This is a genomic window from Arthrobacter sp. UYCu723 (assembly GCF_054059215.1).
Genome location: NZ_JBSSBW010000001.1, coordinates 4,444,302 through 4,456,539, shown reverse-complemented (window position 1 = coordinate 4,456,539; position 12,238 = coordinate 4,444,302). Strand labels below are relative to the sequence as shown.

10 protein-coding genes are annotated in these 12,238 nt (G+C 69.3%); 2 read left to right on the top strand and 8 right to left on the bottom strand.

The window, feature by feature from the left end; genetic code table 11:
- The first annotated feature begins 4 nt into the window (after positions 1-4).
- Together ACVWZ8_RS20820 and ACVWZ8_RS20815 are read left to right on the top strand one after the other, a co-directional pair.
- Positions 5-763: an energy-coupling factor transporter transmembrane component T gene (locus ACVWZ8_RS20820; RefSeq protein WP_456505990.1), complete on the top strand. Its 759-nt coding sequence runs from the start codon at positions 5-7 to the stop codon at positions 761-763.
- Positions 760-2,277 (top strand): ABC transporter ATP-binding protein, encoded by a 1,518-nt coding sequence (locus ACVWZ8_RS20815; RefSeq protein WP_456505695.1) that lies wholly within the window; start codon positions 760-762, stop codon positions 2,275-2,277. The genes ACVWZ8_RS20820 and ACVWZ8_RS20815 overlap by 4 nt, the downstream gene beginning before the upstream one ends.
- A 150-nt stretch (positions 2,278-2,427) precedes the next feature.
- On the opposite strand, the gene ACVWZ8_RS20810 is transcribed toward ACVWZ8_RS20815, so the two are convergent.
- From ACVWZ8_RS20810 to msrB, 8 genes are all read right to left on the bottom strand, one after another.
- On the bottom strand, positions 2,428-4,593 hold the full coding sequence (locus ACVWZ8_RS20810; RefSeq protein ID WP_456505694.1) for a 3-hydroxyacyl-CoA dehydrogenase NAD-binding domain-containing protein: 2,166 nt from the start codon (positions 4,591-4,593) through the stop codon (positions 2,428-2,430).
- Positions 4,590-5,921 (bottom strand): thiolase family protein, encoded by a 1,332-nt coding sequence (locus ACVWZ8_RS20805; RefSeq protein WP_456505693.1) that lies wholly within the window; start codon positions 5,919-5,921, stop codon positions 4,590-4,592. Before ACVWZ8_RS20805 ends, ACVWZ8_RS20810 begins: the two co-directional genes overlap by 4 nt.
- A 137-nt stretch (positions 5,922-6,058) precedes the next feature.
- Positions 6,059-7,417 carry an HRDC domain-containing protein gene (locus tag ACVWZ8_RS20800; protein ID WP_456505692.1) on the bottom strand — a complete coding sequence of 453 codons (1,359 nt, stop codon included), beginning with the start codon at positions 7,415-7,417 and terminating at the stop codon, positions 6,059-6,061.
- A gap of 85 nt (positions 7,418-7,502) precedes the next feature.
- A complete protein-coding gene (locus ACVWZ8_RS20795; RefSeq protein WP_456505989.1) occupies positions 7,503-8,147 on the bottom strand; it encodes a DUF3000 domain-containing protein in 645 nt (214 codons plus the stop codon).
- A gap of 84 nt (positions 8,148-8,231) precedes the next feature.
- The gene (locus ACVWZ8_RS20790) at positions 8,232-9,320 is read right to left on the bottom strand and encodes a threonine aldolase family protein (protein WP_426979880.1); all 1,089 of its coding nucleotides are present in this window, start codon (positions 9,318-9,320) and stop codon (positions 8,232-8,234) included.
- A gap of 63 nt (positions 9,321-9,383) precedes the next feature.
- On the bottom strand, positions 9,384-10,151 hold the full coding sequence (locus ACVWZ8_RS20785) for an SDR family oxidoreductase (RefSeq protein WP_426977170.1): 768 nt from the start codon (positions 10,149-10,151) through the stop codon (positions 9,384-9,386).
- The gene (locus ACVWZ8_RS20780; RefSeq protein WP_456505691.1) at positions 10,148-11,545 is read right to left on the bottom strand and encodes a DUF6421 family protein; all 1,398 of its coding nucleotides are present in this window, start codon (positions 11,543-11,545) and stop codon (positions 10,148-10,150) included. Before ACVWZ8_RS20780 ends, ACVWZ8_RS20785 begins: the two co-directional genes overlap by 4 nt.
- Positions 11,546-11,735: 190 nt before the next feature.
- Positions 11,736-12,224: a peptide-methionine (R)-S-oxide reductase MsrB gene (gene msrB / locus ACVWZ8_RS20775; RefSeq protein ID WP_426977173.1), complete on the bottom strand. Its 489-nt coding sequence runs from the start codon at positions 12,222-12,224 to the stop codon at positions 11,736-11,738.
- Between the last annotated feature and the right edge of the window lie 14 nt (positions 12,225-12,238).

Here is a 12,238-nt window from a genome sequence, read left to right as displayed (position 1 = left end):
AAGAATGCGCTCCACCCTGCACCCGCTCACCGCACTGACTGCGGCCGGCTGCACCGCGGTCATCACGACGGCGGCAGCAAGCTGGCCGCTGTCCGTCGCCGTCGCCCTCGGGGCGGCGCTGCTGGCCGTCCGCGCCGGGGTCGGGACCCGGGTGCTGACGGCGGCAGCCGTGATCCTGGCCCCCCTGTGGCTGTCCCTCCTGGTCCTGCACGGGCTGTTCTTTCCCGAAGGGCACACCGTCCTTGCCGCCTGGGGTCCGGCACGGGTGACGGCGGAAGGGCTGAGCTTCGCCCTGGAGCTGGGTACGCGCACGGCCGCCTGCGTGCTGGTCCTGCTGCTGTTCTCTTGCACGGTCAGTATTCCTGACCTCGTTGCCGCACTCTCGGCGCGGCGGGTGCCGCCGCAGCTTAACTTCGTCCTGGCATCCACCCTGACGCTGCTGCCGGCCATCGCAGGCCGGCTCGACCGCATCCGGCAGGCGCAGGAAGCCCGCGGGCTGGTCCTCCGCGGCGGGGTGCTGTCCCGGCTCGGGGCCGTGCGGCTGCAGATGGTTCCGCTGGTCCTGGGGCTGATCGAGGATGCCGGCACCCGTTCCCAGGCCCTCGACGCCCGGGGCTTCGGCAGCACCGGTCCGCGGACCAGCTACCGCGAGGTCGCGGACCCGCCCGGCCAACGGCTGGTCCGGGCGGCGGCCCTGCTGCTCGCTGCCGCCGCCGTCGCCCTGCGGTTCGCCGCCTCATGGCCGGCCGGGTGGACGTCGTGACTGCCGCCGCCTGGCCGGCCCTGGGCGCGAGCCTCGAATCGTTCACTTTCCACGGGGACACCGCCCCCGTGCTCCGCGGGATCGGGCTGGTTGCCACCCCGGGTACGCTGACAGCGGTCCTGGGCGGCTCCGGCAGCGGAAAGACGACGCTGGGAAAGCTGCTGGCCGGCTGGCTGCGGCCTGGCCCTGCGGGCAGCCTCCGGGGCAGCCTGCAGCTCGGTGCGACGTGCCTGGAGTTCCGCGGCGCCGGGGACGATCCCCGGATCGATTCCTGCGCGTGGGCACGGCGGGTGGGCTTCGTTCCGCAGGACGCCGCCGCCATGCTGTCCTCGGTGCGCTCCACCGTGGCGGAGGAACTCGCCTTCGGGCTTGAGAACCACGGCACGCCGCGGGACGAGATGCTCCGCGGGGTGGCCAGCACGGCCGCGCGCACCGGCCTGGCAGGTCTGCTGGACCGGGACCCCGCCACGCTCTCCGGCGGGGAACTGCGGCGCCTTGCCCTGGGCTGCGCCGTGATTGCCGGCCCGGAAGTGCTGGTGCTCGACGAGCCGCTGGCCTCCCTCGATCCGTCAGGCGAGGCCCAGATCCAGGAGCTCATCAGGGGACTGCTCGACGCCGGCACCGCCGTCGTGCTGCTGAGCCAGACCGCTGACTGGCTGGCCCGTACCGCAGCACACTGGATCATCCTCGACGGCGGCACCATCACGGCCCAGGGCGCACCGGTGGCGCTGCAGGAAGCGCCCGTGCTGGCCCTGGCAGGCATCGTTGTAGCGGACATGCCCTCCCCGAAGGCGCCCCGGAGGGACATGTCCAGCCGCGGGCCCCGCAACACCACCCCGGCTTTGGAGCTGCGCGGCATCGGCTTCGGCTACGCGGACCCCCACGGATCGTCGGGAACCGAGCCGCGGACGGCTGTGCTGCGGGACCTCGAGCTGACGGTCCGGCCGGGGGAGATCGTTGCCATCACCGGCCCGAACGGCGCAGGAAAGTCAACCCTGCTGCGCCATTTCAACGGTCTGCTGAGCCCGGAGGCCGGGGAGGTCCGGGTTTCCGGGAGCAGCATCGCCGGCATCCCGACCGGCCGGGTTGCCGCGTCCGTCGGGCTGCTGTTCCAGCAGCCGCGGGACCAGCTCTTTGAACGGACGGTTCGCCGGGAGGTGAGCTTCGGGCTCCGCAAGCTGTTCGGAGCGGAGCGGGCCGCAACCCGCGCGGAAGCGGCGCTGGCCGCCGTCGGACTGGCCGATGCCGCGGAGACCCACCCGGCGGAGCTGCCGGCCTCACAACAGCGCTTGCTTGCCCTGGCCACGGTGCTGGCCCGCGAACCGGCCGTACTGGCCCTGGACGAGCCAACCGTGGGGCTGGACCGGTACGGGCTTGAGCGGCTGCGGCAGGCCCTCGAGGACACGACGGCCCGGGGCGGCGCGGTTGTGCTGGTCACTCACGACCTCAGCTACGCGCGAGCCGGCGCACACCGCATCCTGCGGCTCGACGGCGGCCGGCTGCGCGAGATCTGACGCACGACGGCGACGCCCGGCGCCAGGACAGTGACTCCGGCGCTGGCGCCAGGACAGTAACTGCGGCGCCACCAAACGCGGCGGCACCCCCGTCCGCACTGGCAATCAACAGTGCGGACGGGGGTGCTGGCGGGCAACGCCGGGGGCTGATCAGGCAGCGGGCCCGGACGCCACGCCGGCGGCCAGGAACTTCCTGCCGTTGACCCGCTCCGATGCCCCCACCCGGTCCAGGTAAGGGGTGATACCGCCAAGGAACATCGGCCAGCCGGCGCCGAGGATCATGCACAGGTCGATGTCTTCGGGGCCGGCCACGACGCCCTCGTCCAGCATCAGGCCGATTTCCTCTGCCAGCGCGTCCTGTGTCCGGCGCAGCACGTCCTCGCCGGTGGACGGGCTGGTGCCGAAGGACAGCAGCGCCAGGGTTTCGGCCGGAATGAACGGATTGCCGTCGGGACCTTTTTCGGGCGCCCAGATGGACTTCACGCCGTTGTCGATCAGCGTCTGCAGGTTTTGGGACACCGGGAAACGGTCGCCGAAGGCGGTGTGCAGGGATTCCTGGACATGCTGCGCCACCGGCAGGCCAACCATGGCGCCAAGGACGAACGGCGTCATCGGCAGGCCCATCGGGCGCAGCGCATTGTCCGCCATCCCGGCGGGCGTGCCCTCGTCGAAGGCCGCCGTCACTTCGCCCATCAGGCGCAGCAGGATGCGGTTGACCACGAACGCCGGGGCGTCCTTGACCAGCACGGCGGACTTCTTGAGGCCCTTCGCGAGCTCAAACGCCGTGGCCAGCACGGCGTCGTCGGTCTTGGGCGCCCGGACGATCTCCAGCAGCGGCATGACGGCCACCGGGTTAAAGAAGTGGAAACCCACGAGACGTTCCGGGTGCTCGAGGTCTTCGGCCATCGCGGTGACGGACAGTGAGGAGGTGTTGGTGGCGAGGATGCACTCGGGGGAGACGATCGCCTCCACCTCCTTGAAGACCTGCTTCTTCACGTTGAGTTCTTCAAAGACCGCCTCGATGACGAAGTCGGCGTCGGCGAAGGCCTCCTTGGACACGGAGCCGGTCACGAGTGCCCGGGTCCGGTTGGCGGCGTCGGGGCTGATCCGTTGCTTTGCCAGGAGCTTGTCCACCTCGGCGTGGACGTAACCCACGCCCTTGTCCACGCGGGCCTGGTCAATGTCCGTCAGCACAACAGGAACCTTGAACTGGCGGGCGAAGAGCAGGGCCAGCTGGCTCGCCATCAGCCCGGCGCCCACGACGCCGATCTTCGTCACCGGGCGGGCGAGCTTGCGGTCCGGGGCGCCGGCTGGACGCTTGGAGCGCCGCTGCACGAGGTCCAGGAACGCGTAGACGGTGGAGCGGAACTCGTCGGTCTGCATGAGATCCGCGAGCGTCTCGCATTCGAGCTCCGCGGATTCCGCCTGCGTCAGGGTGCGGTTGGCTTCCATGACGTCCAGGACCTTCGCCGGTGCCGGGGAGGCGTTGGAGGTCTTGCCTTCCACGAACTCGCGGCCGGCGGCGACGGCGTCCGCCCAGCGGGCGGCGACCTCCGGAGCGGCGGGGTCGACGGCATTGGCCCGCTCCGGCGTCACGGCACCGGAGATGACCTTGGCGGCCCAGGCGACGGACTGCTCGATGAAGTCTGCGGGCTCAAACATCGCGTCGGCCATGCCCAGCTGGTAGGCCTGCGGCCCGGTGAGGGTGCGGTTGTTGCTCAGCGGGTTCTCAATCATCACCTTAAGGGCGTTCTCGGGGCCGATGAGCCGCGGCAGGAGGTAGACGCCGCCCCAGCCGGGGATCAGGCCGATGAAGGCCTCGGGCAACGCCAGTGCGCCGGCGCCGGTGGACACCGTGCGGTAGGTGGACTGGAGCGCGATCTCCAGCCCACCGCCCAGGGCGAGGCCGTTGATGAAGGCGAAGCTGGGGACGCCGAGGTTCGCCAGGGTGGAGTAGACCTCGTGGCCCAGCTGGGCCATCCAGAGCCCGTGTTCGCGGCCGCTGATGGACTTGACCGTGGACAGGTCCGCCCCGGCTACCAGGAAGTACGGCTTGCCGGTGACGCCCACGCCCATGATCTCGCCGCGGGCGGCGCGTTCCTTCAGCCCCTCCAGGACGAGGCCGAGTTCGATCAGGGTGTTGGGGCCCAGGGTGGTCGGCTTGGAGTGGTCCAGCCCGTTGTCCAGGGTGACCAGCGCGAAGGTGCCGGGGCCGGTGCCGTCCACGGCGGGCAGCTGGATGTCCTGGACGTAGGAGTGGGTGACCGTCTCGTTCGGGAAGAGATCGGCAAGCTTGCGGAAATCTGCGGCACTCATGCTGCGGCTCCAGTCTTGGTGGTGGTGTCTGCCTGAATTGCATCTGTGTCAACGGCTTCTGTGTCAACGGCTCTGCCGTATTCGGCGTGGTGCGGGTTTTCCCAGATCACGCTGGCGCCCATCCCCAGCCCGATACACATCGTGGTCATGCCGAAGCGGACCGAGGGGTCCTCCTCGAACTGCCGCGCCAGCTGGTTCATCAGGCGGACGCCGGAGGAGGCGAGCGGGTGTCCGACGGCGATCGCGCCGCCGTAGCGGTTGACCCGGGGGTCGTCGTCGGCGATGCCGAAGTGGTCCAGGAAGCTGAGCACCTGGACGGCGAAGGCCTCGTTGATTTCGAAGAGCCCGATGTCCCCGATGCCGAGTCCGGCGTTCTTCAGGGCCTTTTCGGTGGCGGGAACCGGGCCGATGCCCATCACCTCGGGTTCCACGCCGGCGAAGGCGTAGCTGACCAGGCGCATCTTGACCGCCAGGCCGAGCTCCTCGGCGGCTTCCGCGGAGGCAAGCAGGGCGGCCGTGGCGCCGTCGTTCAATCCCGCCGCATTGCCCGCGGTGACCCGGCCGTGGGCACGGAACGGGGTCTTGAGAGTGGCGAGGTCCTCAACCGAGGTGCCCGGGCGCGGGGGCTCGTCCACGGTGTTGACGGTCCAGCCCCGGCCCGGCTTCATGGTGGCCACGGGTACCAGGTCCGGCTGGATCTGGCCGTTGGCGTAGGCGGCGGCCAGCTTGTCCTGGGACGCGACGGCGTACGCGTCGGTGCGGTCCCTGGTGACGGCGGGGAAGCGGTCGTGCAGGTTCTCGGCGGTGTTTCCCATGTTCAGGGCGGCAGGGTCCACGATCCGTTCGGACATGAAGCGCGGGTTGGGGTCCGCGCCGACGCCCATCGGGTGGTTGCCCATGTGTTCGACGCCTCCCGCGATCACGACGTCGTACGCGCCGAAGCCGATGCCGCTCGCCGTCGTGGTCACGGCGGTCATGGCGCCGGCGCACATCCGGTCGATCGCGAAGCCGGGCACCGTGAGGGGCAGGCCGGCCAGCAGCGCCGCGGTGCGGCCGATGGTCAGGCCCTGGTCGCCGGTCTGCGTGGTGGCCGCGATGGCGACCTCGTCGATCCGTTCGGCGGGCAGGGACGGGTTGCGGCGCATCAGTTCGCGGATGCACTTGACCACGAGGTCGTCGGCGCGGGTTCCGGCATAGATGCCCTTCTCGCCGGCGCGGCCGAACGGGGTGCGGACGCCGTCGACGAAGACGACCTCGCGTACGGTGCGGGGATTCGCGCTGCTGGGTTTTCCGCTGCTGTGTTTTCCGCTGCTCGGGGCTTGGCTCACGTGGTACTCCTCATTGAGACATGGATGCCGGATCCACGCCGCTGGCGAAACAGCCACAGGCAGCGTGGATCCGGGCGACAACAATCAACATGTTACTCGTCAGTAACATTGCTGGCAAGGAGCGTGGGGAATGCCCGTCAGGGGGCCGAGTCGGCCGCCGATTCGGGAACGGCCTTGGCTTCCTTGACCGGCAGCGGCTCGGGGTGCAGGAAGGCCTCGGTGATCAGCGGGGCGGTGATTTCGATCTGCCACTGCCTCGCGCCGAGGTTCTGGAGTTCCTCGGCCACGCCTTCCTCGCTGAGCTCGGCCGGCGGACGCCAGGTCACCCGCCGCAGGTAGTCGGGGGTCAGCAGGTTCTCCACTGGCAGGTTCAGTTCCTCGGCCTTCGCCTGCAGCTTCGGCCGGGCGGTGGCAAGCCGTGCGGCAGCCTCCGGGTCCCGGTCGGCCCAGACGCGCGGCGGCGGGGGAGCGTTGGTGGGCAGGTGCAGGGGAGGAAGATCCTCGAGGCTCCTGGCGGTGCTGATGCAACGCAGCCAGCGCGGCGCCTCGCGCTGGGCCGCGCGGCCATGGAATCCCTTCGTGCCGAGCAGTTGCGGCACGGTGGTCGGCATCGCCTTGGCCGCCGCCACGAGGGAGGAGTCGGGGATGAGCCGGCCCGGGGCGACGTCGCGCTTCTGCGCCAGCGAGTCGCGTTCCAGCCAGAGTTCCCGGACGGCGGCCAGCTGGCGCCGGTCCCGGATCTGGTGGAGGCCGGACGTCTTGCGCCAGGGGTCGACGCGGGGCAGGGCCTGGCCGCCCTCGAGGATGGCGGCGAACTCCTGTTCGGCGAAGTCCAGTTTGCCGTCAGCCACGAGCAGTTCGATGAGTTCCTCGCGCAGTTCGGTAAGGACCTCGACGTCGAGGGCCGCGTAGCGCAGCCAGGGCTCAGGGAGCGGGCGGGTGGACCAGTCGGCGGCGGAGTGTTCCTTCGCCAGGCCGAAGCCCAGGAGCTGTTCGATCACGGCGGCGAGGCCGACGCGCGGCAGGCCGGCGAGCCGGGCGGCGAGTTCGGTGTCAAAGAGCTTGTCCGGCCACATGCCGAGCTCGGATAGGCAGGGCAGGTCCTGGCTGGCCGCGTGCAGGATCCATTCGACCCCCTTGAGGGCCTCGTTGACGATTCGCAGGTCCCCGAAGGCTTCCGGGTCGATCAGCCAAGTGCCCGAGCCTTCACGGCGGATCTGCACAAGGAAGGCGCGCTGGCCGTAGCGGAAGCCGGAGGCACGTTCGGCATCCACTCCCGCGGGGCCGTGGCCTGCGGCAAGAGCCGCAGCGCAGCGTTCCAGGCCGGACTGGGTTTCGATCACCAGCGGCACGCCGTCGCGGGGGGCATCGAGGTCGATTACCTCGGGGACCAGGCTGTCGAAGCCCTCCACGGTGATATGGGCTGTGATGTCAGCGGCCTCTGTCTTACTTTGAACGGCGCCGGCCGTGGTCATTTCCGGTATTTGAGAGGTCATGGTGACTTCAGTTTACCGACAAGTTAGCGACAACACGGCGTAGCGGACCGCGCATTCGGCAAAACCGGGCCGATTCGGCGCGGACTCATGACTGCTCCCGCCGTCGGTGCGGCAGCAGGGTGACGCCGTCGGGCAGCGGTGGAAGCCCCGCGAAGGTGCAGACCATGTCAGACCATGCTTCCAGGTGTGAGGTGATGTCCGGGCTGGCCGGGGTCCAGGAGGCGCGGAGTTCGATGTCGATCGAATTGGGCCGGTCGGAGAGCGTGCCAAAGCTTTCAGACAGCACCCTCGTTGCGGTGCCGCCGGCCGAACGGTAGGGCGCGGCGTGGTTGTCGAGTGCTTCCACGAGCCAGGTCCAGGCGACCGAGCCCAGCATTTCGTCGTTGCCCATCTCGGCCTCGAGCTGGGCGCGGATATAGGTCACCACCCTGAACTCCCCGTCCCAGACAGCGGAGCCGTCGGGATCGTGGAGCAGGATGAAGCGGCCGGTGGCCAGTTCGGCGTCGTCACTCCCGGAAGCGGGTTCCAGCCCCGCCGCTGCCGGACCGTGTACGGCGCCTGCCGCGTCACCAGGGGCAATGACTTCTGCTCCGAGTGCCACGGCGAAGGGTGCCAGCCGTGAGGGCGCCGGAATCTCCTCCAGGTGCAGCTCACTGCGGCACCGTGCTTGGCGAAGGGTCCCCAAAGCGAAGAGAAAATCTGCCGGAACCTGGTCGAGTGCGTTCACAATGGAAGATTATGCAACGCGGGCTCCGAAGCCCGGCAGGCTCGCCGCCTGCCGGGCGGAAACGGGCCTGGCCCCGGGCGGGCCGGACTAGCCGGCAGCGAGTTCGCGCTTGATGGCTGCGATGAAGGAGTCAACGTCGTCCTCGGTGGTGTCGAAGGAGCACATCCAGCGGACCTCGCGGGCCGCCTCATTCCAGTCGTAGAAGCGGAAGGACGTGCGCAGCCGGTCAGCCACACCGGCAGGCAGGATCGCGAAGACTCCGTTGGATTCGGTCTTCTGGCTCAGCTCGACGCCCGGGATCGACTCGACGCCGGCGCGCAGCCGGGCTGCCATCGCGTTGGCGTGCGAGGCCGAGCGCAGCCACAGGTCACCTTCGAGCAGGGCGATGAACTGTGCGGACATGAACCGCATCTTGGAAGCCAGCTGCATGTTCATCTTGCGCAGGTAGATCAGGCCGTGGGCGGCTTCCGGGTTCAGCGCCACCACGACCTCGCCGAAGAGGAGCCCGTTCTTGGTGCCGCCGAAGGAGAGGATGTCCACGCCCGCGTCGCGGGTGAAGGCCCGCAGCGGCACCTGAAGGTGCGCGGCGGCGTTGGCCAGCCGGGCGCCGTCCATGTGCAGCTTCATGCCCTTGGCGTGGACGTGCTCGGCGATGGCCCGGACTTCCTCCGGCGTGTAGCAGGTGCCGAGTTCGGTGGTCTGCGTGATGGAAGCGGCCAGCGGCTGGGCGCGGTGCTCGTCGCCCCACCCCCAGGCTTCCTTGTCGATCAGCTCGGGGGTGAGCTTGCCGTCCTCCGTGTGCACCTGGAGCAGCTTGATGCCGCCGATGCGCTCCGGGGCGCCGTTCTCGTCCATGTTGATGTGGGCCGTGGAGGCGCAGATGACCGCCCCCCAGCGCGGCAGCAGGGACTGCAGTGAGAGCACGTTGGCGCCGGTGCCGTTGAAGACCGGGAAGCATTCGATCCCCTCGCCGAAGTGCCCCTCCATCAGCTGCTGCAGCCGGGCGGTGTAGTCGTCCTCGCCGTACGAGACCTGGTGTCCCTCGTTGGCGGCGGCGAGGGCCGCCAGCACCTCGGGGTGGACGCCGGAGTAGTTGTCCGAGGCGAAGCCCCGGACGGACGGATCATGGAGCCGCCCCGCGGTGCCGGCAGGGGAAGTCTCAACTGTGCTTGTCATCGATTTGCTCACGCTTTCAGTCTAGGGAGGTCCGGGCCCAGGGGCTAAGTCCAGGGTTTGGGTTCAACGGCTCAGGAGCAGCCGTTGCCCGTTCAGCTTCGCCGCAGGGGTGGTGAAGAGCCCGACGGCGGCGGCGGCCAGCTCCTCCACATCGGTGAAGCCCGGGAACTTCCGCTCGGGGGACTTGGCCCGCATGGCCGGGTCGACGAGCGCCTTGACCACGAGCACGACGGCGGCGCTGCGCTGCTCCACCGGATTGCCGGAACTGCCCGGATCTTTTGTACCCCCGGAGTAGGCGGTCGCCGACTGGTCCCGCCGGAAGCCGTCAGCCACCGCGAGGGTCCACGCCTCGGCCGCGGCCTTGGCCGCCACATAACTGGCGGTGGCCGCCGTCGGGCTGCCGACGGCGGTGGAGGAGACCATGGCGAAGCGGCCACTGTCCGAGGCTGCGAGGTCGTCATAGAAGACCCGGGTGACGTTCCGCACCGTGGTGATGGCGCCGCGTTCCAAAAAGTCCCAGTCCTCGTCGCTCTGGTCGGTGATGCCCTTCGCGCCGCGCCAGCCGCCGACCAGGTGCACGACGCCGTCGACGGCCCCCACCTTCGCGGCGATCGTGGCGTGCAGCGCCCGGACGTCGGCAAGGGACGCGAGGTCGCACACGAGCGGCGTGACGCCGGTGCCGGCCGCCGCGGCGGCGGCCCCGATCCGGGGCCCGTCGGAGCCGACCGTGAAGACCGTATGCCCGGCGTCGTGCAGGGCGCGCGCCGTGGCGATCCCGGACGGCCCGCTGCCGCCCGTGACCACCACGTTCAGGGCGCGTCGAGCGCTCATCCGGCGTTAAGGGCTGTGGTTGCCGTGCCGGTGTCCGAGGACCCGATGATCCCCGCCGTCGATTCGATGACCGGCCGCATCTTCTTCTCCAGCGCCTCGTAGAACATGGACAGCGGGAACTCGTCGTCGAGCACCTGGTCCGTGAGGCCGCGCGGCGGGCCGTCCAGCGGGAGCGCGCCGGGGCCCTTGGCCCAGACGGAGGCCGGGTTGGGGGTGACGGTCCCGGAGATCAGCTCGTAAGCGGCGAGCCAGTGCGCCATCTTGGGGCGGTCGATCGAGCGCCAGTACAGTTCCTCGATCCGGGCGCCGAGTTCCACGACGACGCCGGCAGCCTCGTCCCAGTCGATGCTGAGCTTGCTGTCGGTCCAGTGCAGGACGTGGTGCTGGTGCATCCAGGCGAAGAGCAGTTGCCCGCCGAGGCCGTCGTAGTTGCGGACGCGGCTGCCGGTGATGGCGAAGCGGAAGATCCGGTCGAAGATGACGGCGTACTGGACGAGCTTGGCGTGCCGCCGTGCCTCCGGGTCCGCGTCCTCGTCCTTTTCGATTTTCACGGATTCGCGGAAGGCGGTCAGGTCGCAGCGCAGTTCCTCGAGGGAGTAGAGGAAGAACGGCATGCGCTGCTTGATCATGAAGGGATCGAACGGCAGGTCGCCGCGCATGTGGGTGCGGTCGTGGATGAGGTCCCACATGACGAAGGTTTTCTGGCTCAGCTCCTGGTCCTCGAGCAGGCCGGCGGCGTCCTCGGGCAGCTGCAGGGAAGTGATGTCCGCGGCGGCCCGCAGCACGCGGCGGAAGCGGGCCGCCTCACGGTCGGCGAAGATCGCGCCCCAGGTGAAGGTGGGGGTCTCGCGGACAGCGACGGATTCCGGGAAAAGGACGGCGGAGTTGGTGTTGTAGCCGGGGGTGAAGTCGAGGAATCGGATCGGGACGAAGAGTTTGTTGGAGTACTCGCCCTGTTCCAGCCCGGCGATGAACTCGGGCCAGATGACCTCGATCAGCACGGCTTCGACCAGGCGGTTGCTGCTGCCGTTCTGCGTGTACATCGGGAAGACCACGAGGTGCTGCAGCCCGTTGGCCCGGTGCTGCTGCGGCTGGAAGGCCTGCAGGGAGTCCAGGAAGTCGGGGACGCCGAAGCCGGCGTCGGCCCAGCGGCCGAAGTCGGTGACGAGGAGGCCGAGGTATTCCGCGTCGTGCGGGAAGGCGGGGGAGAGGGCACCGATCGCTGCAGTGATGGTTTCGACATGACCGGCCGCGGCCGCATGGTCGGCAGCCTCGGGCACGGATCCGTCCTGCACCTGGAGGCCCTGCAGCGCGGTGGCCGCAGCCTTGAGCCGCAGCCAGTCCGGGGAGTTGGAGGTGATGGGGGCGGGGGCGGTGATAGCGGTGGTAGTCATCGTCAGGCGCCTTTCTGTTTGCCGGGAGCATCGCTCGTCAGTATCTATGGCGAGCGTAGCAAGCAAACAGCATCCCTAATGCAAAATTGCATCGAGCATAAGAAACTCTGTGGCAATCGGGCCGAGGAGCCCGTCCCAGCCAAAGCCCGGACGGGGCTGCCCGGCGGGGCTGCCCGGACCAGGCGTGAGGCTACTTGCCGGCGTCGTCCGCCGAGACGAGCTTCAGCGAAACGGAATTGATGCAGAAGCGCTGGTCGGTGGGGGTTCCGTAGCCCTCGCCGTCGAACACATGGCCCAGATGGGAATCGCAGGTGGCGCAGCGGACTTCCACACGTTCCATGCCCAGCGTGCGGTCGTGGATGTAGCGGACGGTGCCCTCCGCGAGCGGCGCCCAGAAGGAGGGCCAGCCGCAGTGGGAGTCGAACTTCTCGTTGCTCGTGAAGAGTTCGGTGCCGCAGGCCCGGCACTGGTAGACGCCCGCGGTATGGGTGTCCCAGTACTCTCCGGTGTACGGGCGCTCGGTTCCGGCCTGGCGCAGCACCCGGTACTCTCCCGGCGTCAGCTCCTGGCGCCACTGCTCATCTGACTTTTCAACCGCTGTGCTGGCCGTTTCTGCGGCAGCCCCGGCGGCGGGAGCTGCTACGGGCGTGACTTTGGGCCTGTGGTTAAAGATGCTCATAGCCTCAATAACGC